Origin of the sequence: Photobacterium atrarenae, assembly GCF_024380015.1 — a bacterium.
GTDB classification, from domain to species: Bacteria; Pseudomonadota; Gammaproteobacteria; order Enterobacterales; family Vibrionaceae; genus Photobacterium; species Photobacterium atrarenae.
Window position 1 is genome coordinate 2711161 of sequence record NZ_CP101508.1, and the last position, 24294, is coordinate 2735454.

At 53.3% G+C, this 24294-nt stretch carries 20 protein-coding genes; 6 read left to right on the forward strand and 14 right to left on the reverse strand.

The window, feature by feature from the left end; genetic code table 11:
- Window positions 1-122 precede the first annotated feature (122 nt).
- Entirely contained in the window at window positions 123-3893 is a 3771-nt protein-coding gene (locus NNL38_RS12715) for an AAA family ATPase (RefSeq protein ID WP_255388403.1), read from the reverse strand.
- 116 nt (window positions 3894-4009) lie between these two features.
- On the reverse strand, window positions 4010-5245 hold the full coding sequence (locus NNL38_RS12720; protein ID WP_255388404.1) for an exonuclease SbcCD subunit D C-terminal domain-containing protein: 1236 nt from the start codon (window positions 5243-5245) through the stop codon (window positions 4010-4012).
- Between the two features lie 168 nt (window positions 5246-5413).
- On the opposite strand from NNL38_RS12720, the gene rdgC reads away from it, so the two are divergent.
- The 3 genes from rdgC (at window position 5414) to NNL38_RS12735 (ending at window position 8097) form a co-directional block, all read left to right on the forward strand.
- Window positions 5414-6325 carry a recombination-associated protein RdgC gene (rdgC, locus tag NNL38_RS12725; RefSeq protein ID WP_255390641.1) on the forward strand — a complete coding sequence of 304 codons (912 nt, stop codon included), beginning with the start codon at window positions 5414-5416 and terminating at the stop codon, window positions 6323-6325.
- Between the two features lie 120 nt (window positions 6326-6445).
- Window positions 6446-7837, forward strand: coding sequence for a prephenate-dependent tRNA uridine(34) hydroxylase TrhP (gene trhP / locus NNL38_RS12730; RefSeq protein WP_255388405.1), 1392 nt, complete (start codon window positions 6446-6448; stop codon window positions 7835-7837).
- 5 nt (window positions 7838-7842) lie between these two features.
- Window positions 7843-8097 (forward strand): YfhL family 4Fe-4S dicluster ferredoxin, encoded by a 255-nt coding sequence (locus NNL38_RS12735; protein WP_255388406.1) that lies wholly within the window; start codon window positions 7843-7845, stop codon window positions 8095-8097.
- Between the two features lie 253 nt (window positions 8098-8350).
- Here the strand turns inward: NNL38_RS12735 and mepA are convergent, their stop codons facing one another.
- Window positions 8351-9097: a penicillin-insensitive murein endopeptidase gene (mepA, locus tag NNL38_RS12740; RefSeq protein ID WP_369414533.1), complete on the reverse strand. Its 747-nt coding sequence runs from the start codon at window positions 9095-9097 to the stop codon at window positions 8351-8353.
- A 253-nt stretch (window positions 9098-9350) separates the two neighbouring features.
- Window positions 9351-10331 (reverse strand): sugar-binding transcriptional regulator, encoded by a 981-nt coding sequence (locus NNL38_RS12745; protein ID WP_255388407.1) that lies wholly within the window; start codon window positions 10329-10331, stop codon window positions 9351-9353.
- A gap of 170 nt (window positions 10332-10501) precedes the next feature.
- Here NNL38_RS12745 and NNL38_RS12750 point away from each other — a divergent pair, with 170 nt between their 5' ends.
- Window positions 10502-11320 (forward strand): siderophore-interacting protein, encoded by an 819-nt coding sequence (locus NNL38_RS12750; RefSeq protein ID WP_255388408.1) that lies wholly within the window; start codon window positions 10502-10504, stop codon window positions 11318-11320.
- Between the two features lie 78 nt (window positions 11321-11398).
- Here NNL38_RS12750 and NNL38_RS12755 read toward each other — a convergent pair whose 3' ends face one another.
- The 6 genes from NNL38_RS12755 to NNL38_RS12780 form a co-directional block, all read right to left on the reverse strand.
- Complete coding sequence (locus NNL38_RS12755) at window positions 11399-12625, reverse strand: MFS transporter (protein ID WP_255388409.1); 1227 nt, start codon at window positions 12623-12625, stop codon at window positions 11399-11401.
- Window positions 12626-12681: 56 nt separating this feature from the next.
- Window positions 12682-13407, reverse strand: a complete 726-nt coding sequence (locus tag NNL38_RS12760; protein ID WP_255388410.1) for a 4'-phosphopantetheinyl transferase family protein — start codon at window positions 13405-13407, stop codon at window positions 12682-12684.
- A gap of 159 nt (window positions 13408-13566) precedes the next feature.
- Window positions 13567-14040 carry a type IV pilus modification PilV family protein gene (locus NNL38_RS12765; protein WP_255388411.1) on the reverse strand — a complete coding sequence of 158 codons (474 nt, stop codon included), beginning with the start codon at window positions 14038-14040 and terminating at the stop codon, window positions 13567-13569.
- On the reverse strand, window positions 14030-15334 hold the full coding sequence (locus tag NNL38_RS12770) for a hypothetical protein (RefSeq protein ID WP_255388412.1): 1305 nt from the start codon (window positions 15332-15334) through the stop codon (window positions 14030-14032). Before NNL38_RS12770 ends, NNL38_RS12765 begins: the two co-directional genes overlap by 11 nt.
- 12 nt (window positions 15335-15346) lie before the next feature.
- Entirely contained in the window at window positions 15347-16000 is a 654-nt protein-coding gene (locus NNL38_RS12775; RefSeq protein ID WP_255388413.1) for a prepilin-type N-terminal cleavage/methylation domain-containing protein, read from the reverse strand.
- Window positions 15991-16524 (reverse strand): pilus assembly FimT family protein, encoded by a 534-nt coding sequence (locus tag NNL38_RS12780; RefSeq protein WP_255388414.1) that lies wholly within the window; start codon window positions 16522-16524, stop codon window positions 15991-15993. The genes NNL38_RS12775 and NNL38_RS12780 overlap by 10 nt, the downstream gene beginning before the upstream one ends.
- 113 nt (window positions 16525-16637) lie before the next feature.
- Here NNL38_RS12780 and NNL38_RS12790 point away from each other — a divergent pair, with 113 nt between their 5' ends.
- On the forward strand, window positions 16638-17084 hold the full coding sequence (locus NNL38_RS12790) for a type IV pilin protein (RefSeq protein WP_304414184.1): 447 nt from the start codon (window positions 16638-16640) through the stop codon (window positions 17082-17084).
- Between the two features lie 74 nt (window positions 17085-17158).
- Here the strand turns inward: NNL38_RS12790 and ltrA are convergent, their stop codons facing one another.
- From ltrA to grpE, 4 genes are all read right to left on the reverse strand, one after another.
- On the reverse strand, window positions 17159-18451 hold the full coding sequence (gene ltrA / locus NNL38_RS12795) for a group II intron reverse transcriptase/maturase (RefSeq protein WP_369414620.1): 1293 nt from the start codon (window positions 18449-18451) through the stop codon (window positions 17159-17161).
- 620 nt (window positions 18452-19071) lie between these two features.
- Window positions 19072-20217 (reverse strand): molecular chaperone DnaJ, encoded by a 1146-nt coding sequence (dnaJ, locus tag NNL38_RS12800; protein WP_255388415.1) that lies wholly within the window; start codon window positions 20215-20217, stop codon window positions 19072-19074.
- 89 nt (window positions 20218-20306) lie between these two features.
- Window positions 20307-22229, reverse strand: coding sequence for a molecular chaperone DnaK (gene dnaK, locus NNL38_RS12805; RefSeq protein WP_255388416.1), 1923 nt, complete (start codon window positions 22227-22229; stop codon window positions 20307-20309).
- Window positions 22230-22430: 201 nt separating this feature from the next.
- Complete coding sequence (gene grpE / locus NNL38_RS12810) at window positions 22431-23057, reverse strand: nucleotide exchange factor GrpE (protein ID WP_255388417.1); 627 nt, start codon at window positions 23055-23057, stop codon at window positions 22431-22433.
- A gap of 193 nt (window positions 23058-23250) precedes the next feature.
- On the opposite strand from grpE, the gene nadK reads away from it, so the two are divergent.
- Window positions 23251-24132: an NAD(+) kinase gene (gene nadK / locus NNL38_RS12815; protein WP_255388418.1), complete on the forward strand. Its 882-nt coding sequence runs from the start codon at window positions 23251-23253 to the stop codon at window positions 24130-24132.
- Window positions 24133-24294: the final 162 nt, after the last annotated feature.

Here is a 24294-nt window from a genome sequence, read left to right on the forward strand (position 1 = left end):
TATGACACTTTTGTGACTTTTTACGATAAAAAGCGCATCTCACCGGCAGGCAGTACCAGTGAAGATGCGTTGCGCGTTTTCCGAAATGTTTTTTGATTTATCAGTCAGTTATAAATCCAAGGTTACCCTTTGACTGAAATCCGGCTACGACCGCCCCCCTGAGCCTCAACGGCGACCTGTACCCCGATGCGCTCCACCAGGGTTCCGACATGTGAGATCACCCCAATCTGGCGGCCATCAGCCTGCAGGGCATCCAGACAAGCCAGCGCCATCTCCAGGCTATCCGGATCCAGGGTGCCGAATCCCTCATCGATAAACAGCGAGCCCAGCTGGCGAGTATCGGCAGCCAGAGAGGCCAGCGCCAGCGCCAAGGCCAGCGACACCAGGAAGCTTTCACCGCCGGAGAGCGACTCCACACTGCGCACCTCATCACCCATATCATGGTCGATCACCTGCAGTGCCAGCGGACTACCCGGCACCGGTTGCAGGGCATAGCGCGGTGCCAGATCCTGCAGGTGCTCATTGGCCAGCAGCACCAGTTGCTGCAAAGTCAGCCCCTGGGCCAGGGTGCGGAACTTATTGCCGGTCGCCGAGCCAATCAATTCGCTCATTTTCAGCCACAACTCCGTTTGCGCCTGCTGGCGACCCAGCGCCTCGGTCAGCGCCCCGGCCTGCTGCTCCGCCTGCTCGCCCTGGACCAATCGCTGCCGGTGCTGGAACAACTGCTCCTCCTTCGCCTGCTTTTGTTGCTGCCACGCGTCCAGCTGCTCGGCCTGCCCGGCGGCATCCTCGCTGAGCTCATGGCGGGCAAACCAGGCCCGGGCCTGCTCGGCCTGCGCCTGGTGATCCGCCACCGCCTGCTCTCGCTCAACCAGCAAGGTCTGCGCCGCAGAGACCGCCTGCTCAATCGCTTTGAGCGCCTGACGCTCCTCGGCCAGCCAGCGCTCTTCTTTGCTCAGCAATTGCATCAACTGGTGCTCATTGAGCCCCAGTTTCTGCTGCCAGTCGAGCCAGCGCCGAACGACTTCGCGATGCTGGGCCTGGGTCTCCAGGAGCTGCTGCTGACTGCTGTTTCGGGTCGACTCCGCGGCCGCCAGCGCTTCACCGGCCTGGCGCTGTTTCGCCTCAGTCTCGCCCAGACGTTGCTGCGCGGTATCAATCGCCGTTTTATGACTGTACTCAAGCCGCTCAAGATCGGACTCCCCTACCAGCGCCTGCCGCTGCTGCCACAACTCGGTGGCCTGCTGGCGCAGCCCTCCCGCCTTGTGCTGTCCCTCGCTCAGCTGCTGTTGTATCGCACTCAGGGCTGTACTGCATTCCGCCAGTTGCGGCGCCAGCGCTGCCAGTTGCTTCTCGGTGTCTTGCAATGCCTGCTGGTTGTTCAGGAACTGCTCAACCTGATATTTCAGCTGCTGGATATATTGTTCGGCACCGTGCTGGCGCAGCATGTCCAGCCACTGATCATTGCCGTACTGTTCATTCAGCGCCCTGGCGCGGGCATCCAGGATCTCATGCTGGGTGTCGCTCTGCTCATCCAGCGACGCGAGACGGCTCTGCCACTGGGTGGCGCTCTGCTCCAGCTGATGCTGAATTTCCTTCAGCTCGCCCTCGCCCTGCTGCACCTGCTGTAACTGCTGTTGCAGTTGACGTACCTGGCGGATCTGAACCTGGCGCAGCTCCAGGCTGTGCTGCAACTGTTGCAGCTCCTGGTGGGCCAGTTCAACATCCTGCTGCCAGCGCTGCATCTGCTGCTCCAGCACCTCGTGCTCGCTGTCTTGGTGCAGGCACTCCAAACCTGATAAGTGGCTGAACTGAGTGGTCAGTTGATCGAACAGCTGCGCAATAAAGCGCTCAAATTGCTGTATCTCATGACCGAGCACCTGCAGACGCTGCTGGCACTGCGGCAACTGTTGCAACAAGTGCTGACGCTCTCCTTCCCCCGCCTGTCGCTGCTGGGCCAGGGTCTGCAACCGCTGGCGCAACGAGTGCAGCATCCCTTCCACCGCCGGGTGCTGCTCGGCATAAGGATGATCCAGCGCGCCGCACAATGGGCAAGGCTCATCGTCCTTGAGCTGGCTGCGGTATTCGCTCAGATTCACCACCGCCAGACTCTGCTGATAAGCATGCTCCGCTTCCTGGTATTGCGTCGCCAGTGTCGCCAGCTCCGGCTCCAGAACCGCCAACCGCTGCTCGGCCTGGTGCTGATAGTCCTGCCACTCTTGCAGCTCCCCTGCCAGCTTGGCTTTCTGCTGCAACGCCGTGCGCCACTCCCTGAGACCGGCCATTGCCTGATGCAGGGTGTCGCGCTGTTGCTGTAGCTCGCTGAAGCGTTGCTGCTCATCATACTGAGCCTGCTCCAGCACTGCCGCGTCCTGCCCTTCGAGCTGCTCCTCGAGAGAAGCTCTTTGCTGCGACAGCGCCTGCATCTGCTGAGTCAGCACCGCCGAGTCCCGCTGGTAACGCTGCTGCTCCAATTGGATTTGCTGCTTTTCCTGGCTCAACCGTGCCAGAGTGCGGTGAGCACTCAGGTACTGGTCCAGGTTATCCAGCACCGGCTGGTACTGCTCGGCCACCCCGGCCAGCTCCCGGTCGCGATCCAGCATCAGCGCCAGGCGCTGCTGGCGTTGATGCAACTGTTGCTGTTGCTGCTGATAATCCTGCTGGCGCTGCTGGTGCTCGGCCAGAGTCTGCGCCTGCTGCCGGGTGTCGTTCTCAATATCGCTCAGCTGTTGCTGCAAGCCACGGTGCTGCAAGTCGATGGCCGCGGCCTGTTTTAGTTTCGGCTCCAGCGCCTGCCACGCCTGCTGTGCCTCCGTCAATTTTTGCTTGGCAGCCTGCACCGCACCATCGCTGTCGAGCAATACCTGCTGGTTGTGCTGTTTGGCCTGCTCGGCCTGCGCCAGCGCTTTTTCCAGCCGCGAAAGCTGAAGCTGGGTGTGCTGCAACTGGGAAAAATCAGCTGCTGCCGGCTGGGCTTGCTCTATAGCGCTCAACTGCGCATAGCGCGGCGCTGCCTCAGTCTGCGCCTGCTGCGCGCTCGCCAGAGCCTCGCGGGCCTCTGCCACCCGGCTCGCCAGCAGGGCGTCATGACTCAGCACCTGACGATGGCCCGCCAGCGCATTGATCTGCTCATCCAACTGGCTGATCGCCTCCTTGAGGGCTGTCACCTCCTCACTGAGCTGCTGCTTTTCTTCCTCGCTCAGCAACGCAATATCGCCCAGCTTGGCCTGCAACTGCTCGAGCTGCTGTTTTTCTTTCCGTGCCCGCTCGTAAGCTGCCACAGACAAGCGGCCATAGATTTCGCCGCCGGTCATCCGCTCCAGCAGCGCGGCACGTTCATCGGCGCCGGCCTTAAGAAAAGCGGCAAACTCCCCCTGCGGCAACATCACTGCGCGGCGGAACTGATCAAACGTCAGGCCGATCAGCCTTTCAATCTCGTTCTGCAATTCCTGTTTTTTTCCGGCAAAGCGCTGCCCGGTTTCAATATTTTCCAGCCACTGCTCCGAGGCCTGGATCCGGCCATCCGCCCGGCCGCGGGCCCGGCGCACCGACCAGTGCGCCCGCCAGTGGGTGCCGTCGTTAGCCACAAAGTCCACCTCAGCAAACCCGTCGGCCTTACCACGCGAGAGAATGCTGCGCACATCATTGGCCTTGATCCGCCCGGCATCGTCATCGCGGCCGATTTCGGCATCATTTTTCTTGTTCGACTGCAGGCGGGGGATGCGGTCATACAACGCCAGGCAGATGGCATCGAGCAGGGTTGATTTGCCGGCCCCGGTTTTACCGGTAATGGCAAACAGACCAGCATCGCCCAGCCGGCCATTGGCAAAATCTATCTCGAATTTGTGTTGTAAACTGGCGAGATTCTCGCCTCGTAGCGCTAAAATTTTCATGGTGATTTTGATCCACGACTGTCGGTTACCGCTTCTGGTTTACCGCTTGTTGTTCTTGTTTTTGAAGAGAGGTTTTCATCCCGTTTGGAGCTGTCATTGTCGCTGCTGACGACCACTCAAAGCTCTTGCTCTTCCAACTGGATCAGCAGGCTCTCAAACGCCGAGGCCATCGCCTGATCCGGGTCGCCGTCATATTTTTTGTTCCAGCTCAGGGCGAACACCTGCTGCGGCGACACATCAGATAACCGGCGGTGCTCCAGTGTTTCCTGCTGTGTTTGCTGGCGGTAATGCGGGGTAATTTTGGCCAGCCGGACCGCCTTGCCTTCCAGTGCCGTCAGCACTTTTTCGCGCAACAGGGCCTGAGGCTTATCGAGCAACACATGCACTTCAAGAAACGGCTGCTGCTCGCGCGGCGCGTCATCAACCTGCAGCGCCGACAGTTCCTCGAGCACCTGCTCGAGCGGCGCCGGCGAGGCCGGGACTTTGAGCATATCGACCGCCCGCGGCACGGCAATCGGGGTGATCTCACTCACCTGCGCGCCGTCAAGTTCCACCAACACCACCTGGTGGTTATAGCCGCGCTCCGACATCGACAGCGGCAACGGCGAGCCGCTGTAGCGAATGTGCTCCTGTTTGGCGACCCGCTGCGCCAGGTGGAGGTGGCCCAGGGCGACATAACTGATGTCGTCAGCAAAAATCGAGGCTGGCAGCGCATGCTGGTTGCCGCCGAGCACCCGGCGCTCCGACATCTCGGATATCTTGCCTGAGGCCATATAAGCATGTCCCATCCCGATCAACGCCTGATGATCCGCTTTCTGCGCCCGCGCTGCGTCGGTCATCTCCCGGTAGAGCACTTCAACCCCTTTGATCAGGCGATCCTCATCCGGGCCTAAATCCTCAGTACGCAGATCGGCACTGCGCAGGAAAGGCACCGCCAGCACCCAGGCCGCCTGGTCGCCGTGCTGATCGGTCAGCGGCACCAGCATGCGCTGGTGATCCAGCTTACCGTCCGCATCACGGTGGATCCCGCCCACCATATGCAGATCGAATGCTTTGAGCAATTCATGGGGCGCATCGAGCTTGCTCGGCGAGTCATGGTTACCGCCAATCATCACCACATTCAGTTGCGGCATAGTTTTCGCCAGCCGGGCCAGAAAGCGGTATAGCATCCGCCAGGCGCTGGCCGGCGGGTTGGCAGTATCAAAAATATCCCCGGCCACCAGCAGGGCGTCGACCTGGTGGTGCTCCAGGGTGTCAGCCAGCCAGTCGAGGAAAGCCTGGTGCTCAACATCACGTTGATAGCCATGCAGTTGATGGCCAAGGTGCCAGTCGGAAGTATGGAGAATCTTCATCGTCGAAACGGGTTTCTCATCAGGAAAACTGCACCCGATTGTACCTGACTCCACAGTTTTCCCAACCCCGAAACCGGTCCGTTTGATGTCAGAAAATCTGCGACAAATCGCATCCGATGCAATAAGATTGTCAACCCAATGCTCAACCTAGGATGTGTAACTTCCATGATGTGGTTTAAAAACGTACTGACCTATCGCTTTAGCCGCGAGATCGACCTCAACCCGGATCAGCTGGAAAAACAGCTGGAAGAGTTTCGCTTTACCCCGTGCGGCAGCCAGGATATGCAGAAATTCGGCTGGGTCCACGCGCTGGGGAAGCACGGTGATCTATTCACCCATGTCGTTGGTGACAGCATTCTGATCTGCGCCCGCAAGGAAGAGAAAATGCTGCCGGCTTCGGTGATTAAAGAGTCGCTGAGCGAGAAAGTCGAAGCAATGGAAGTCGAGCAGGGTCGTAAGCTGAAGAAAAGCGAAAAAGACACCCTGAAAGATGAGATTGTGATGGACTTGCTGCCACGCGCCTTCAGCCGTCGCCAGCAAACCTATGCCCTGATCATGCCAAAACAAGGCTTCATCCTGGTCGATGCCGGGAGCTTCAAGAAAGCCGAAGATCTGCTGGCGCTGCTGCGTAAATCGATCGGCAGCCTGCCGGTGGTCCCGGTGACCGCCGAAAAACCAGCCGAGCTGACCATGACCGAGTGGGTTCGCTCCGGCACTTCGCCGAACGGCTTTACCATCGGTGAAGAAGCCGAGCTGAAAGCCATCCTGGAAGAAGGCGGCGTGATCCGCTGTAAGCAGCAGGATCTGAGCTGTGACGAAATCCTGGCCCATATCGAAGCCGACAAGATGGTGACCAAACTGGCGATCAACTGGCAGGACCGGATTGATTTCGTCCTCGGGGAAGATTTGTCGCTCAAGCGCCTGAAGTTCGCCGATGAACTCAAAGATCAGAATGAAGATATCGACCGTGACGATGTGGCGCAACGCATTGACGCCGATCTGTCACTGATGGCCGGTGAATTCTCAGCCTTCCTGCCGAACCTGTTCGACGAGCTGGGCGGTCTGGAAGCCAAAGCTTAACCGCCTCTTTATCCCCGTTTCCATTGCCTTTGTGGGTGGGATCACAGTAAAATCCCGCCTCAACTCCGCATCCCAGGAGATGCGGCCTGATTTGCAATCAGACACTGGATTATAAGAGCTATGTTTAAACCTGAATTGTTATCGCCTGCGGGCAGCCTGAAAAACATGCGTTACGCATTTGCCTACGGTGCAGATGCCGTGTACGCCGGCCAGCCACGTTACAGCCTTCGTGTTCGTAACAACGAATTCAACCACGACAACCTGAAAATCGGGATCGATGAAGCGCACGCACAGGGCAAAAAACTGTACGTGGTCTGTAACATTCAGCCACATAACTCGAAACTGAAAACCTTTATCCGCGATTTAAAACCCATCGTCGAGATGGGCCCGGACGCCCTGATCATGTCTGATCCGGGCCTGATCATGATGGTGCGTGAAAACTTCCCGGAGATGCCGATCCACCTGTCCGTCCAGGCGAACGCCGTCAACTGGGCCACCGTGAAGTTCTGGGCCTCTCAAGGTGTTGAGCGTGTGATTGTCTCCCGTGAGCTGTCACTGGAAGAAATCGAAGAGATCCGTGAGCACTGCCCGGAAACCGAGCTGGAAGTGTTCGTTCACGGCGCACTGTGCATGGCCTACTCCGGCCGCTGCCTGCTGTCGGGTTACATGAACAAACGTGACCCGAACCAGGGCACCTGCACCAACGCCTGCCGCTGGGAATACAAAGCAGAAAAAGCCACCGAAGATGATTCCGGCCAGATCGTTGAAGTTCAGGAAGCGTCTGCGGTTCAGATGCAAGAGCCAGAGCGTCCGGAAGTGGCCATCGGCAAAGGCAAGCCAACCGACGAAGTGATGCTGCTGAGCGAAGCGCACCGCCCGGATGAGAAAATGGCGGCGTATGAAGACGAGCACGGCACTTACATCATGAACTCCAAAGATCTGCGTGCCATCCAGCACGTAGAGCGCCTGACCAAGATGGGTGTCCACTCGCTGAAAATCGAAGGCCGGACCAAGTCGTTCTACTACTGTGCCCGTACCGCCCAGGTTTACCGTAAAGCAATCGACGATGCGGTTGCCGGCAAGCCGTTTGACGAAAGCCTGATGGGTACCCTGGAGAGCCTGGCTCACCGCGGTTACACCGAAGGCTTCCTGCGTCGTCACACCCACGATGCCTACCAGAACTACGACTACGGCTACTCCGTGTCTGACTCCCAGCAGTTTGTCGGTGAGTTTACCGGCAAGCGCCGTGGCGATCTGGCGGAAGTGGAAGTGAAGAACAAATTCATGGTCGGCGACAGCATGGAGCTGATGACCCCGAACGGCAACGTGATCTTCACCCTGGAAGCGATGGAAAACCGCAAGGAAGAAACGATCACCGATGCCAAAGGCAACGGCCACTTCGTATTTATTCCGGTTCCGGCCGACATGGATCTGGCCTACGGCCTGCTGATGCGTAATCTAAACTCAGGTGAGAACACGCGCAATCCGCACGGACCAAAAGACGGTAAATAATCGCGATGGCACTGCTTATTACAGAAAAGTGCATTAACTGCGACATGTGTGATCCTGAGTGCCCGAACGAGGCGATCACCATGGGGCCGGAGATCTATGAGATCGATCCGGATCGATGCACCGAGTGTAAAGGACACTACGAAAAACCGACCTGTCAGTCGGTGTGTCCGATCACCAACTGCATCATCCTCGACCCCGAGCATATCGAAAGTGAGGACGAGCTTCTGGAGAAGTTCGTCACGCTGCAGGGGCTGGCTTAAGCCGCATACAACCCGCAAGAAAAAGCGCCACACGGCGCTTTTTCTTTATCTGGCGCACATCAAGCTTTGTTGAACAACGCCCTGGCAGCGTTATACCAATCAAAGTAAGTAAGTGATCAGAAATAGCGCAGGAAAAATGCTTGAGAACAAGGCAGAATTTTTAGATAAGTAGTTATTCTACAATCAAAAATTCTAACGCAGTTATCGAGCATTTTAACAAGCTAGGATGACCCCTTATTTACTGCGATTGGTATTATTTCAGCAAAGCCAGACATTGCGCCGGCGGCGCGGGTTTGGCTTTTTTCCTTACCGTTTTCTGCTTCGGCTGCTTCTCGGTCATCAGCGGTTTCCAGGCGGCAAGCTCGGCACCACAGCCATCGCCCGGTGGTGGTGCTTGCTGGGGTTTGCAGTTGCTGTCGCCCGGCGGACAATGGAGCCGGACATGGAAATGATAATAATGGCCCCACCAGGGCCGAACCTTGCGCAGCCAGTCCCGGCTGGTCCACTGCCGCTGACACAGCTGCTCTTTAATCACCGGATGAACAAAAATCCGCGCCACCCGCGCATCCGCGGCTGCCAGTTGCACCAGCAATGCCTGTTGCTTGCCCCAATTTTTCTTGTGAATGCGATAATCTTTGATGTGCACCATCGGCAAGGGTTGCACGTCCACCAATTCGGTCTCGGTCAAGGGCCGGTCGCTCATCTTGAGCCAGATATCGGCATCGAGCCCGGTCTGATGGCTGGCATGACCGGACGCAAAACGCCCGCCACGCGGCATCGAGATATCCCCCACCAGCAGCTGCCCCAGCTTTAGCTGCTGCACGCCGTGCGACAAGTCATGGAGAAAGCGGATCATTTCCCGGTGACCATAATAGCGACCCCGGTAAGATCGCATCACCTGGTAGCCTTCGCCCTGCAGCGGCAGGCTGGCCGCCCCGGCCAGGCAGCCATTGTTGTAAGTCCCGATCGACTCCGACTGGCCCGGACTCGGATCGGTCATCCTCTCCCACGGGCTGGCAACTGAAAAAAACGGCATACTAACCAGACACATCCACCCAACAGCTCTTAACAACCGCTTCACGACACCTCCGCCCTCAGCCATGACCGCCACAGCAACAGCCCCTGAACATTCTCAAAGCATAGCAAGTTCAGCGAACAGCCCGAACGCGCAAACAAAAACTGCCCGCTGTTTTTGGACACACTTATCATCCAAAGCAGCGGGCAGCATTCGATGTCAGCGTATGAAATACGTCTTACTTCATCTGCTGATCCAGGTTGAGAATGGTCAGGGCATTGCTGACACTGGTCGCCAGCACATCGACCACCCCGGAGCGCAGCGCCCCCAGCAACGCCAGCGCCTTGCTGTTTTCCGCCGCCGTCACCACCACGGTCGGAATATGACGCAATTCATCCATACTCAGGCCAATCACCCGATCACTCATCATGGTATCGGCCCGCTTGCCCTGGCTGTCAAAAAAGTCATACCCGGCAATATCACCCACCACGCCGCGGCGGATCCGTGCTTCAACGATCTCCTGCGGCGTAAACCAGCCCATTTTTACCATATGGCTGTTTTCATTCATGTCACCGACGCCGACTAGGGCGACATCTGCCCGCCGGGCCCGGTCCAGGGTTTCTTTCACCGTACCGTTCTGCATGATGGCTTCTTTGACTTTGATATCTTCCACGTAAGCCGGGGCATACAGGGTTTCACTGATCCCGTCATATTTCTTTGCCAGCTGACGGCAGATATGGTCGGCATTAATCGCGTTCCCCGAACGGTGGGTCCCGCCGATGCCACAGACAAACCGGCACTTGCGGTGCGGCACCACCCCGATATGGTTGGCAATTGAGGCAATGTTCCGCCCCTGCCCGACGGTGACCACCATGTCATCATTTAATATAGACGCCAGGTAACTCGACACCAGGCTGGCCACCTGCTGGCGCTGACTCTCATCATCGGGCTGATCCAGGGCAATCAGGGCCCGCTCGAGACCGAACCGCTCAATCAGCTGTTGCTCCAGCTTTTCGCTGAACACCGGGTGATACTTGACTGTGATTTCGACCACCCCTTCATCGCGGGCCCGGCGCAGCCAGCGACCGACTTTGGCCCGGGACATGCCGAACTTCTTTGAAATCTCTTCCTGGGTGGCACCGTCCTGATAATAAGCGATGGCAATTTCTGTCAGCAGATCGCTGTCTACATGTGTGGTGTCATTGGAGGCTGATGTCATCACCTGTCCTTTCATGGCTGCCTGTTAAACCGGCCTCATCTTATACCGAAGCGCCTCCCGGCGCGAGCCGGGCTGGAAACAGGATCAACATTTCCCTCTGTTCAGCATCGGCGGTTTCTGTATAATTCACTTGAGAATAGATATCATTATAATTTAAAGGAATGACCTGCATGTCAGCTAACGACAAACCGACCGGCCGTCGCCCCGTGATGCTCACAGTCAAACATATTCAGGATATTACCCCGAGCTACCGCCGGATCTGTTGTACCAGTCCGGATCTGGCCCATTATCCGGAATGCAGCCACGGCGCACATATCAAACTCATGTTACCGCAACCCGGCCAGCTCGAGCCGGTCCTGCCGGAGCTGACAGACAAAGGACCGAAATGGGCCGATCCACAACAAAAACCCATCCTGCGTACCTTCAGCATCCGGGCCCTGCGTCGCGAGCAGCACGAAATCGATATTGATGTCGCCATGCACGGGGATATCGGCCCGGCTTCCCAATTTGCGCTCCATGCCAAGCCCGGTGATAAAGTGGCGATTTCCCTGCCGGGCGGCCCGCACCCGATGCTCAAGCCCGCCCGGCATTACTACATGGCCGGCGATCTGACTGCGGTGCCCGCGCTAAGTGCAATGCTGGAAGAGATGCCCGCCGACAGCCAGGGCTACATCGCAATCCAAGTGACGGATGAGCGTGATATCCAGGATCTGCCGCACCCGGAAGGCGTCGAGGTACGCTGGTTTGTCGGCACGCCGGACAGCTACCAGACGCTCATCGACAGCGTGATTGCCCAGCCCCTGGTCTCAGACAACAGCTACTTCTGGCTGGCTGGCGAAGAGCAAATAGTAGTTGGCCTGCGCAAGCATGTCAGACGCAACCTGGAAGTGGATCGCAAAAGCGTTTACGCCGTGCCGTACTGGCGTTACGGGAAAAATGAAGAGGCTTATCATCAGCAGCGCCATAATGTCATGGATGATGAATCCTAATTATCTTCTGTTTGCCCCAACAAAAAACCCGCATCGCTGCGGGTTTTTTGTTTCAATGGCTAACCACTGCCTTTCGCACTATGCCGAAACGGGGGCCTGCGATGCCTGCTGTTTATTCAGGCTTCGCAGCAACAGCAACATACACACCGGGATCGCCAGCGTACACAGAATCGTGACCACCCCCATCTCCCGGATCCCTTCCAGCTGAGCGGCTTCTCCGGTGGTCAGGTAAAGCGACGCCACCACGCTCGCCACACCGGCCGCCACATTGGTCATGGTGCCCTGGTAGGACATAAACGCGGCGCGGTGCTCCGGCCTCGGCACCCGCGAGGTAACCGCAGAGACCGACGCCGTTCGCGCCGAGCTTGCCGCCATAAACACAATAAAGATCAGGTATACCGGCCAGGTACCCGGAGAGACAAAACCGAAGTAGACCACCACCGCCACCAGCAGACTGGCTACGCAAATCGTCTGCGTCACCCAGCCGCGATCGAGCAAGCGGCCGCACAGCTGCATTGCGACAATGCTTGCCAGTCCGCCCAGCAAATAGAGCACGCCGATTTGCTCACGCGGGAACGACAGGTTGAACTGAAAATAGGCAGCCAGGTTCGGGACCAGCAGGAAATGACCGAACATGCTTACCGCGACCAGCAGCATCGCCATGACAAAGGGCGCCGAGCTGAGCATCGTCATCAAGGATGTCCCTTGGCCCGGCGCTTTCGCCGCCTTTAAATGTGCTCGCATATTCGGCATCAGCAACCAGCAAGCCAGCGAGAGGGCAAGGCCGAGCAAGGAAAAGAAGAAGAAGGTATTTTGCCAGGAAAGCCATTGCGAGATCTGCAATGACAGCGGCACAATCAGAATCGCCGCCAGCGAGAACCCGCTGGAGACAAACGCCATCGCTTTGCCGCGCTCTTTGATATCGGTGACATCAATCACCGAGGCCATCGTCAGGCCCACCATCGGCCCGGAGAAACAGCCAGTCAGGATAAACCAGAACAGCAATTCATTTTGAGTGGTCGCCAGACCACAAACAAAGATAAACACCGAACGGAGCGTGAGAAACGTGATAATGGCATATTTACGATCATAGCGATCAACATAGGGGGCGAGGAAAAAGCCGACCAATGCCGAGGCAAACATCGCACCGCCGCTGATATAACCAATATTTTCTGTTTTCATCCCCAGATCAGCGACAAAGTCGACACCCAGCGGCATCACCATCATCAGGGTGCCAATCGACACCATACTGATCAACAAAGCTAACAACAGTACGGGGCGCTTGGCGCGGGTGTAATCTTCCATTTATCCACTATCGATTCAGTCAACGAACCCGGATTGTAGCACTCCTTTGGGGGAGGTCAATAATGAGAACTATTATCAAGAAAAAATTCAGACTTCGTCAGGGTTACCACTGACTTATCCAAAGTCTGATAATCAACCCGGCCGCGTCTGCCTTTCGGGAGCCCTGGTGACAATTCACGCCTGAGTTCAAACCACAAACTACCTTGCTCGAAAGACACTAACGCCACATCCAGGAAATCAAAATACGCCTGAACCTGAGGATACAACGCCTTAAAAATACTCTCCTTGGCTGAGAATATCGATGTCAGCAACCAGTGCTCATCAAATGGCAGAGCTTTGAGTTTTTCAAGTTCTTGCTCATTGACAACAATCCCGACCATACTGGCTGCAACATCTGTGGTTACCGTCTGTTCGATATCCAACCCAATCCCGGCCTGTGCATGTGTCTCATGGCCAATCACACATGCCGCCAATCGGTCATGATGGCTGATACTTCCGATGATCCCTTCCGGCCACAAGGGCTCCCGATGATGGCCAATACCAACCATCAAAGAGGTGGCATTGATTTCCGATAACAGATTGCGTGCCAAATAGCGTCCAGCGAGAAATTCAGCCTGCCGTTTAGGTACAGCTTGGCTTAATGCCCTTGGCATCACGATTCCAAGCTGCTCAAACACCAGCGGAGAATAGCTATCTGGATCGAAATTTCCAAGCAATACTTCCAGTTCACATTCTGGAAAATCGAGCGATTGTAGCGATGAGATAAATGAACCCGGAACCATAGTAGACTCAGGATTAAAGGTTAAAAATAATTCTCATTATCAACAGTAAGAAACCGCGACGCAAGAGCCTTAGGATAGCGATTAACCGCCATATTTAGGTTGAGTGAGCCAATTTCCACTAGTTGTTCAATGCAGCATCAACCTAACACGCACATTAAATCACATCAGCAGGGGGCTGTAGGCAGAATAGCCACCTAGCAGGACCACACTACCACTTTGTCCTTCCCTATCTTCCCATTGAACAGTCACCTTCATTTTTTTAAACAAAATAACGCCAGAAGTCGGACCTGTCTTCACCGTTTCCACTTCCACCTTACCTTTTAACGGCGAAAAGTCGATAAGACAGGTTTCCAAATTAGCCAAAGTCAGCTCTTTTTTTGTGCTAAAAGAGCCATGACAATCAACCTCTGCGCCGACATTCTGCCAAAGCATCAATTGCTGCTCCGCTTTTCTGACAGCCTGAATTTGTAGATCAGCCTGCTCACTTTTCAACTCAACATAGGACTGTAATTTCAATATTGCGACGAGGGAAAATGAGATCACCAGCACTGAAACCAGCACTTCAATGAGACTAAAACCTTGCTGTTTTCGGCTTTTCATTACGAAAGTTCTGCTTGTCATTTCAGAAGTCATGCCAGCTTCCTCTCATCACCACTGGATCACCACCAAATGGAGATTCCGAGTAATCCACTTTACCTTTAGAATAACCCGGCTGGAAAGAGCCAAATACATGCGACACTCGGTTTGGAGAATCTAGATTAAATGCCCCACGGGTAATAAAACTCCCGCGGAAGTAAAACGGAATATTGCTAAAGTCCTCATTAGGCAGAAACTGCTTCAAGCCAGAATCACTCCAAGCAGCCAACAACTGTTCGTCAGTCATGGAATGATCAAACAAATAGAGATTCCCATGAAAATAAACATTATCCGATGAATATAGAACACCATCTTTCACTACAATAGTCACCGCATTATCGGCAGATTCCTCTTGAATGTACCCAATACCAGCTAAATCGCATGTTCCTTCAAGCCAGAGATAACGTTGTTTTTTATTTGGGTCATCAATTCTTCTATTTCCATCAATGATTTGTTTTAACTTTTCACCGCAATTTTTGACCTTTTTAAACTCCACAGTTTTAGTGAGCCCTCCAATGGTTACTTCTTGAGTTAGTGTATCTCCTATAACCCTCACATCAAACTTATCAACAACCTCTGCCCACCTTTCCCTTGGCACACCAAAGTTTTCAGAGAATAAATCAATATTCTTAACTTCCTCTTGTATATCACTTTTATATTCATCGCGACTTTTAGGTGATACAGTTTTATGAGAAGGATTACAGCTTATTATTTTTCCATTAATTTTCTTTTGTTGGCCACTTTGATTATGAGGATCCCTAACGATTAAATCAGTTCCATTAGGCAGCTGAAGCTGACCTCCCGTTCGAATAGAGATACAATCATAACCGGTTCCATTTTTAGAGCCTTCATACGGATCAATTGTTTGAGATACGTTAAAAACAATACTCCCGGTAGAAGCAAAAGCCGCCGTCGGTCCACTCGAAGCAGATGCCATAATATAAACGGATGTCACTGCTTCACCATTTGAGCTACCATCTCTTGATAATGACGTCAATTTATATTTTTTTGATGTACCTATTTGAGTAAAATTGATCGCTGCATCATTACAATTTGAAAAGTCATGAGCAGCACCGACATCTTTTGATGTTACGATAACTTCAGTCGCACATTGCAGGGCAGTGTTTGCTTTTGCTTTTAGCTCTTTTGCCACAATCACATTTTGTGCTTTCTTCAAGTTAAACACCTGAACCGAAAGTACACTCAGGGCGTACAATGACATTAAAACCGCTATGACCACCGTAATAATGAGAGTAGAGAAGCCATATTCTCCGGCAGAAGACATTCTCATGGGCGACACTTCCTATAGTGCAATGTTGGGCATGGAGACTGTTGTACTTCTCTGCGCACCGTAAGCCCCCAACGTCCCGTGTATTGTTATTGTCAGGTTTTCCATCCTTGCAGTAGATCCCGGCTTAGAAGAAATAGATTGCTGACGGGTGAACTCCAGCAGGGTCACCGTGACCATGGGATTGTTCATATCCTGCCAATGGTTGCCTAAACAGCTCCAGTTCGCCAATCCACTGTAATTTTTATAAATTTCAAACTCAGGTATACCATCCTGGTCACTGTCAAACAAACGAAACCCTCGCGCATCATCATTCCTTACGTTTATCACCCCAGTTGCGGAATCTTCGTTATATGCAAAGACCACGCAACTTCCCGATAGTTTTGTAGCTGAACCGTCAATTAAAACGTTTGACTTCACACTGGATAAATCTGTCAGAATAAATGGATTTGAGGAAGTACAATCACCACAATATCCGGCACGCTTTACATCATTTGCAATCATAAACAAAATCGAGTCCAATTCTGACTTCAATGAAAGCTGTTTGAGTTGATTATTGCTAATTGAAATTCCGAATGTATAGGAGGAAATAATTGTCGCCAGCACCAACAAACTAATGAATGTCGATATTAATAGCTCAATAAGGGAGAACCCTTTATTTATACGCATTGCGACTTCCCGCCATTTTGAGTGCTAGAGCAAGGATAGGTAAACCCTATATCTGTAACCCTGACACCCGATACAAAATTATTATCTATTTTACTTTCTAATAATATCCGCTTGCTATTAGAAGATTTACCAGTTATCGGATCAAATGAGAAAAGATTTCCTTCCTGCAATTTTATAATATTATTTTTCCCACTCACTGTTTTCATTGAATAATGATGACTACTATTTATCACAAACCGAGGGAAGCTGGTAGAAGCAAGTTCACAGGTATCATTATCGCCAAGTTTTCGCATACCAAGACAGTGGTTATTATTGCTATCTATCTCATAAAAAACCTCAATGCGTGTGTTTCTTTTAACTGCCTCTAATTTTGCCAACCTTACGAACTCAAAAATCTGTTCAGACTGGTAATTAATCTCCCCATGATTAATTATGGTTTTAAAACTTGGAACTGCAAATGTTGAAATGACACTCATCACACTAATACTAATAATAAGTTCTATTAGGGTAATACCTTGAGTCATCTTCCAACAATGCATAGTAATCACTTAAAGTCTGGTCATTCACTTGAAAGTAATCTATCACATGGTTTAGTTTAAGTAGGCCAATAGAGTATGTTTTCGTCTCGGTTAAAAGAATGAATACAATGAAATATAGCTATTTTCAAAAAGGCTTGACGCTGATCGAGTTATTGGTTGTTGTTGCCATCATTAGTATCATAAGCGCAATTTCGATCCCAGCATATACCAGTCACATAGAATCCACCCGCAGGATAGAAGCACAAGCTGGAGTCATGGAACTCCAGCTTTGGGCTGAACAATACTTCACCCAACATAGAAGTTACCCGAGTTCTAGCAACCTCAGTACAGGATCACCGTCTTGTTCTGCCTGTACTTTATCTAAACACTATACATTTTCGATAGCTAACTCAGGCACAGGTCAAGACAGGTTTGTCATTGCAGCAACAGTAAAACCATCCGGCGCACAAAAAAATGACAGCTGTCAAAAGCTAACTATCAATGCTGCCGGTGTTAAGAAAGGCTATGGGACAGGAGACTCAGTCAACTTAGACTGCTGGCCTTGATCAAATTAAAGGAAATTGATTGTTGTTAACAAATACCCAATCGAGTAGGAGGAGGCCTCACGACCTCCGTCCTCTCACACCACCGTACAAGCGTGGGTCGCATACGGCGGTTCCGAATATATTTTCAGTGACTCGTACCCATCTCGCAACGAGTACAGACCCATCTCCTTGAACCATTTCATTGGCATGGCCTGATTGAGCTGGGGCGATAAAGCCAAGTGCCACCACCCTTTATCTGACATCGCCAGCTTCCACGCATTGCGTTCGCTTACACCCTCTTGGCGTAACCATGTCGCTATACTGTATCTGCGCTTGCGCTGCTTGAGGCGATAGCACCGTAAGCGCCGCCTTATCCATTCATCCAAGCGCTGCATCGCGCTTTTCCGTATGGCAAGCTTGAAATAGTGTTGCCAACCTCTTAGGTATTGAGTGAGTTCGACTAGGACTGTCTTCAACTCTCGCCCTCGATTCCGCTTCGTTATTTGACGCACTCGATTCTTCATCTGAGTTTGTGCTGTCTTCGAGATATGGATGCTTCCATCTCGTTGAAAGCGATGGCCTAGGTAAGTCCGCTCTGTCACTCTCGTTGCCGCACTTTTCTCACGGTTAACCCTGAGTTTCAGTTTCTGCTCCAAGAACTCCGTGATTGAGGCTTTTACTCGATTGGCGGCTTCCTCACTGTGCACGTAGATTTGGCAGTCGTCTGCATATCGGCAGAACTTATGCCCTCTTCGCTCAAGCTCTTTATCCAACTCATCTAATACGATATTTGATAGCAGCGGAGATAATGGTCCACCCTGTGGCGTCCCTCGTTGCCTCTGCTCAACTAACCCGTTTCGCATTATGCCTGCCTGTAGGTATGACCTGACCAGCTTCAGGACCCGTTTATCTGTGATGTCCTCCGATAGCCTGTGCATCAGTCTATCGTGGTTCACAGTATCGAAGTATTTCGCCAGGTCTATGTCGACTACATAACCCCGCCCCTCCCTGATGTAGTGGCTTGCTGCCACCAATGCATGGTGGGCACTGCGGTTAGGCCTGAACCCATAACTGTTGCTTGAAAACTGAGGTTCGTAGATATCTGTCAGTACTGAGGTAATGGCCTGTTGGACTACCCTATCAAGTACAGTTGGGATACCTAGCTGCCTCACTCCCCCGCTAGGTTTGGGAATTTCTACACCCAGAACGGGTTGCGGTTGGTAGCTCCCGTCCAGAAGGCTCTGGCGGAGCGCTTGCCCATTAGAAGACTGCCGAAGCATCGAGATAGTCGCTGTTATGTCGAGTTTATCAACCCCAGCACATCCCTTGTTCTTCTTCACTCTTCTCAGGGCTTGGTTCAGATTTGTTGAGGAGCAGATCCGCTCCATCAACTGAGTTGAGGTCACCAAGACTCGTCCTCCTGTCTACGCCGATCATGCTTGTCATTCTTCGTGGCCATGAGCGTCACTTGCGGTGTTGCCCAGTAGTACGTAGAGATGTTGTTCATCTTGCTATGACCCCACATGATTGAGTGTCTAGTGACTGCTTCTTGATATATTCAGTTCCGGCCTTCCCTTGGGTTGTACTTCCCCAAGGTACTATGCCTTCTGCTGACTTCTTATTACCCGTCACACAACATCACTGTTGTATTAGTCTCATCCGAGACAGGTCGTAAGATCTCCCGAGGTAAGACGTTGTTCTTTCCCTTGGCTGTGCCTGATTTACCCGTACACACTTCCCGTCGAGGCATTGGGCTGTTCTATATATTGCTAGGTTACCCAAGTTGTATTGGCCTACTATCAGGTTTCTGTTCGTCACACCCAAGTTTTGCCGTTTGCTTCCTTCAGATCCCACCTCACGGTGGGCACCCTTGCATAGGCTAACGGTTCTCGCTCGACTGAGCCCGTAGAGGACTTTCACCTCCTAGAACAACGCCATGCTCGGCGCACAAACAAAAAAGCCAGCAAATGCTGGCTTTTTCAAGCGATCTTGTCCGGGCAAACAGGGTTTAGCCGGTCAAATCATCGAAGAATTTCTTCACACCATCGAAGAAACCTTCTGATTTCGGCTTATGCTTTTTCGCAGCTGAGCCCCCCAGCGTCTCTTCCAACTCCTGCAGCAGCTCTTTCTGGCGAGAACTCAGGTTGACCGGGGTTTCCACCACCAGCTTACAGATCAAATCACCCACGGAACCACCGCGGACCGATTTCACCCCTTTGCCGCGCATACGGAACATGCGGCCGGTCTGGGTTTCCGACGGCACTTTCAGGCTCACACGGCCATCCAGGGTCGGCACTTCCACTTCACCGCCGAGGGCTGCCATAGTGAAGCTGACCGGGACTTCGCAGTACAGGTTATTACCGTCTCGCTCAAAAATATGGTGCTGAGCCACATGAACCTGAACATACAGATCGCCGGCCGGTGCACCGAATTCTCCGGCTTCGCCTTCACCTGACAGACGGATCCGATCACCGGTATCCACGCCCGCAGGGATTTTGACCGACAGCGTCTTGGTCTCTTCTTTGCGACCCTGGCCATGACAAGTGCCACAAGGCTCTTTGATGATCTTCCCGCGACCATGGCAGTGCGGACAGGTCTGCTGAACCGCGAAGAAACCCTGACGCATTTGAACTTGGCCGGCACCGTGACAGGTACCACACGTCGTTGCCGATGTGCCTTTCTTGGCACCTGAGCCGTCACAGGTGTCACAGTGAACCAGCGTCGGGACACGGATCTCTTTCGAGCAACCACGGACCGCTTCTTCCAGCGTCAGCTCCATGTTGTAGCGCAGATCGGCGCCACGTTGAGCACGCTGCTGGCCGCCACGACGACCGCCGCCACCGCCGAAGATATCGCCAAAGACATCACCGAAAATATCACTGAAATCAGCACCGCCGCCGAAGCCACCGCCACCGCCCATGCCACCTTGTTCAAAGGCCGCATGACCGTACTGATCGTAGGCCGCTTTCTTCTGCGGATCGGTCAGAATTTCATAGGCCGTTTTCACTTCCTTGAATTTATCCGCAGCCTCAGCGTCACCCTGGTTACGGTCCGGGTGAAACTTCATTGCAAGGCGCTTATAAGCCTTCTTAATATCACGTTCTGACGCGTCGCGACCAACGCCAAGAACTTCATAAAAGTCACGTTTTGACATACTTATCTGTCACCTGCCTTAATACAGCTACGGGCGCAAGAGTCTTCCTCCAACGCCCGCGCCTCAAATAAGATTATGAATCAACTATCTTATTTTTTATCGTCTTTAACTTCTTCGAACTCAGCGTCAACAACGTCGTCGTCTTGCTTCGCTTGCTGCTGGCCTTCTGCGCCCGCTTCACCGGCTTGCGCCTGTGCTTGCTGCTGTGCGATTTCCATCAGCTTCTGAGAAGCTTCAATCAGTGCCTGAACTTTGGCATCGATCGTTTCTTTGTCTTCGCCTTTACGGGCTTCTTCCAGCGCGTTAATCGCAGCTTCGATCTTCTCTTTGTCGTCTGCTGGCAGTGCGTCGCCGGCTTCTTCAACTTGCTTACGGGTACCGTGAACCAGTTGGTCCGCCTGGTTACGCGCAGAAACGAGCTCTTCGAACTTCTTGTCCGCTTCTTTGTTCGCTTCTGCTTCCTGAACCATTTTCTCGATATCTTCGTCGCTCAGACCGCCAGATGCCTGGATAGTGATCTTCTGCTCTTTGCCTGTCGACTTGTCTTTCGCAGACACGTGCAGGATACCGTCCGCATCCAGGTCGAAGGTCACTTCGATCTGTGGCATGCCGCGTGGCGCTGCCTGAATGCCTTCCAGGTTGAACTGACCCAGAGACTTGTTGAAGTTCGCTTGCTTACGCTCACCTTGCAGCACGTGAATCGTTACGGCGCTCTGGTTGTCTTCAGCTGTTGAGAATACCTGATTCGCCTTGGTTGGGATCGTGGTGTTTTTCTCGATCAGCTTGGTCATCACACCGCCCATGGTTTCGATACCCAGAGACAGCGGGGTGACGTCCAGCAGCAGAACGTCTTTCACGTCACCCGCCAGTACGCCGCCCTGTACCGCAGCACCCACAGCAACCGCTTCATCAGGGTTCACGTCTTTACGGGCTTCTTTACCGAAGAACTCAGCAACTTTAGCCTGAACCATAGGCATACGGGTTTGACCACCCACCAGGATCACGTCAGTGATGTCGCCTACAGACAGGTCGGCGTCAGCCAGAGCAACTTTCAGTGGCTCCAGAGAACGCTGAACCAGATCTTCAACCAGAGATTCCAGCTTGGCACGAGTCACTTTCACATTCATGTGCTTAGGACCAGTCGCGTCAGCTGTCACGTATGGCAGGTTCACGTCAGTCTGTTGTGCAGAAGACAGCTCGATTTTCGCTTTTTCGGCGGCTTCTTTCACACGCTGCATCGCCAGCGGGTCGTTCTTCAGGTTGATACCCTGATCTTTATTGAACTCGTCAACCAGGTAGTTGATCAGACGGTTATCGAAGTCTTCACCACCCAGGTGCGTGTCACCATTGGTTGCCAGTACTTCAAACGTCTTCTCGCCTTCAACTTCATCGATTTCGATGATTGAGATATCGAATGTACCACCACCCAGGTCGTAAACAGCGATGGTGCGGTCACCACCTTCTTTGTCCAGACCGTAAGCCAGCGCAGCCGCTGTTGGTTCGTTGATGATACGTTTTACTTCCAGACCTGCGATACGGCCGGCGTCTTTCGTCGCCTGACGCTGTGCATCGTTGAAGTAAGCAGGTACGGTGATCACGGCACCGGTGACTTCCTCACCCAGGAAGTCTTCAGCCGTTTTCTTCATTTTCTTCAGAACTTCAGCAGATACCTGAGGCGCAGCCATTTTCTGGCCTTTCGCTTCAACCCATGCATCGCCGTTGTCTGCCTTCACAATTTTGAAAGGCATGATTTCGATGTCGCGCTGAACTTCTTCGTCTTCGAAACGACGACCGATCAGACGCTTGATCGCAAACAGTGTGTTCTCAGGGTTCGTTACCGCCTGACGTTTAGCTGGCTGGCCAACTAAAGTTTCACCGTCTTGAGTGTACGCGATAACCGATGGTGTTGTGCGATCACCCTCAGCATTTTCAATGACACGTGGTTTTTCACCATCAAGTACTGCTACACAAGAGTTAGTTGTACCCAAGTCAATACCAATGATTTTACCCATCAGGCTTTCTCCGAAATTCGTTAGTTCTTGTTGCCGGCCCAAGAGAGACCGGCAATGCGGACTGTGCCGCAAAAAATTGATTACGATGTCGTATGACTACTAGATAAGGGCAGCCAATCTGTTTTCAAGGGCGACACCGAAAAAAATTAAAAAAAATTAAAAAGCCCGCGATTGAGCGGGCTTACCGTCATCATGGCCCGCTTACGCCTGGGTATCGACGTTCCCGGCAGCCGCTTTAGACACCATCACCATGGCCGGACGGACCACACGGCCGTTCAGCTCATAGCCTTTCTGCATCACCAGCATCACCGTGTTCGGCTCATGCTCTGCGCTTTCCTGAATAGACATCGCCTGGTGCAGCTCTGGGTTGAACGCTTCGCCTTCCGGGTTGATCTGCTTCAGACCGAACTTCTCAACTGTGTCCATCATGGTCTTCAGCGTCAGCTCAACCCCTTCGATCATCGACTGGACTGCGGCTTCGTTCTTGTCCGCCATCTCGATTGCACGTTCCATGTTGTCGATCACCGGCAGCAGCTCTTCGGCAAACTTGGTCAGGGCAAATTTACGGGCCTTGTCGATTTCCTGCTCAGTACGGCGACGCATGTTTTCCACATCAGCACGAGCACGCAATACGCTGTCTTGCTGCTCCTGAACTTTGGCTTCGCTGGTCAGCAAGGCCGCTTCCAGCTCAGCAATACGGGCTGCCTGACGTTCTTCTTCCGTCATTTCAACCACGTCCTGCTCAGCAGATTCAGTCGCCGCAGCCTCAGCAGTCGCCTGCGCTTGCTTCAGCTCTTCGTCCTGTACTTTCTTCTCTTCGTTGCTCATGCGTTCGCTTCTCCGCCAAGATCATGTTGTTCATCAAGTGGGTGGAAAAAATCGCATTTCCACCCGAAAAAACCGTTATGCGCCTATTATGGGGATGAAGTTCAATGATTCAAGCCGAGATCGGTCACAAAGCGCGACAAGTATCCAAACCAGACGCTATACTGGCTCCACTATCATCTGTCGGATCAAGGACATGAAGCGCACTTTTCAAACAATCGCGTTAATTGGCAAGCCGAGAAATCCCGATGCGCTGCAAACGCACAAAGGGCTTTATGACTGGCTGTTTAATCAAGGCTATGACGTTCTGGTGGACCACCGCCTGGCCGGCGAGCTGGATGTCCCCGCCACAGCGCTGTGCGATCTGCTCACCATCGGCGATAAAGCCGACCTGGCCATCGTGGTCGGCGGTGACGGCAATATGCTGGGCGCCGCCCGGGTGCTGTCGCGCTTTGATATTGCGGTGATCGGCGTCAACCGGGGCAACCTGGGCTTCCTCACCGACCTTGATCCCGATGCCTTTGATTCCGAGCTCGAGCAGGTGCTGGCCGGTGAATTTCTCATCGAGCACCGCTTTTTGCTCGAAGCCGAAGTGCACCGCCACGGCCAGATCAAAAGCCGCAATGCGGCGCTGAACGAAGCCGTGCTGCACCCGGACAAAATCGCCCACATGATTGAGTTCGAAGTCTACATCGACGAAAACTTCGCCTTTTCCCAGCGCTCGGACGGCCTGATCATCTCGACCCCGACCGGCTCAACCGCCTATTCGCTCTCCGGCGGCGGCCCGATTTTATCGCCGAGCCTCAACGCCCTGTCGCTGGTGCCAATGTTCCCGCATACCTTGTCGTGCCGCCCCCTGGTGGTTGACGGCAACCGCCGGATCAAACTGCTGGTCTCACCGACCAACGGCAGTACGCTGGAGGTGAGCTGCGACGGCCAGGTCTCGCTGCCGGTCAGCCCGGGCGATGAAATCCACATTTACCAGAGCCCGGATCAGCTCAAGCTGATCCACCCGAAAAACTACAGCTACTATAACGTGCTGCGGGGCAAGCTCGGCTGGTCCAGCAAACTGTTCTGAGCCCAGCCCCATCCTGTATTTCCGAAGCCAGCCCCGCGCTGGCTTTTTTATGTCGACGCCCGCCCTGATTCAGCAGATGAGTAACTTTTTCATCAAGTTAGCCATCAACAATTTTCCTGAAAAAATCGCCTCCTGTATCTTTACTGTATCTTCATACAGTAT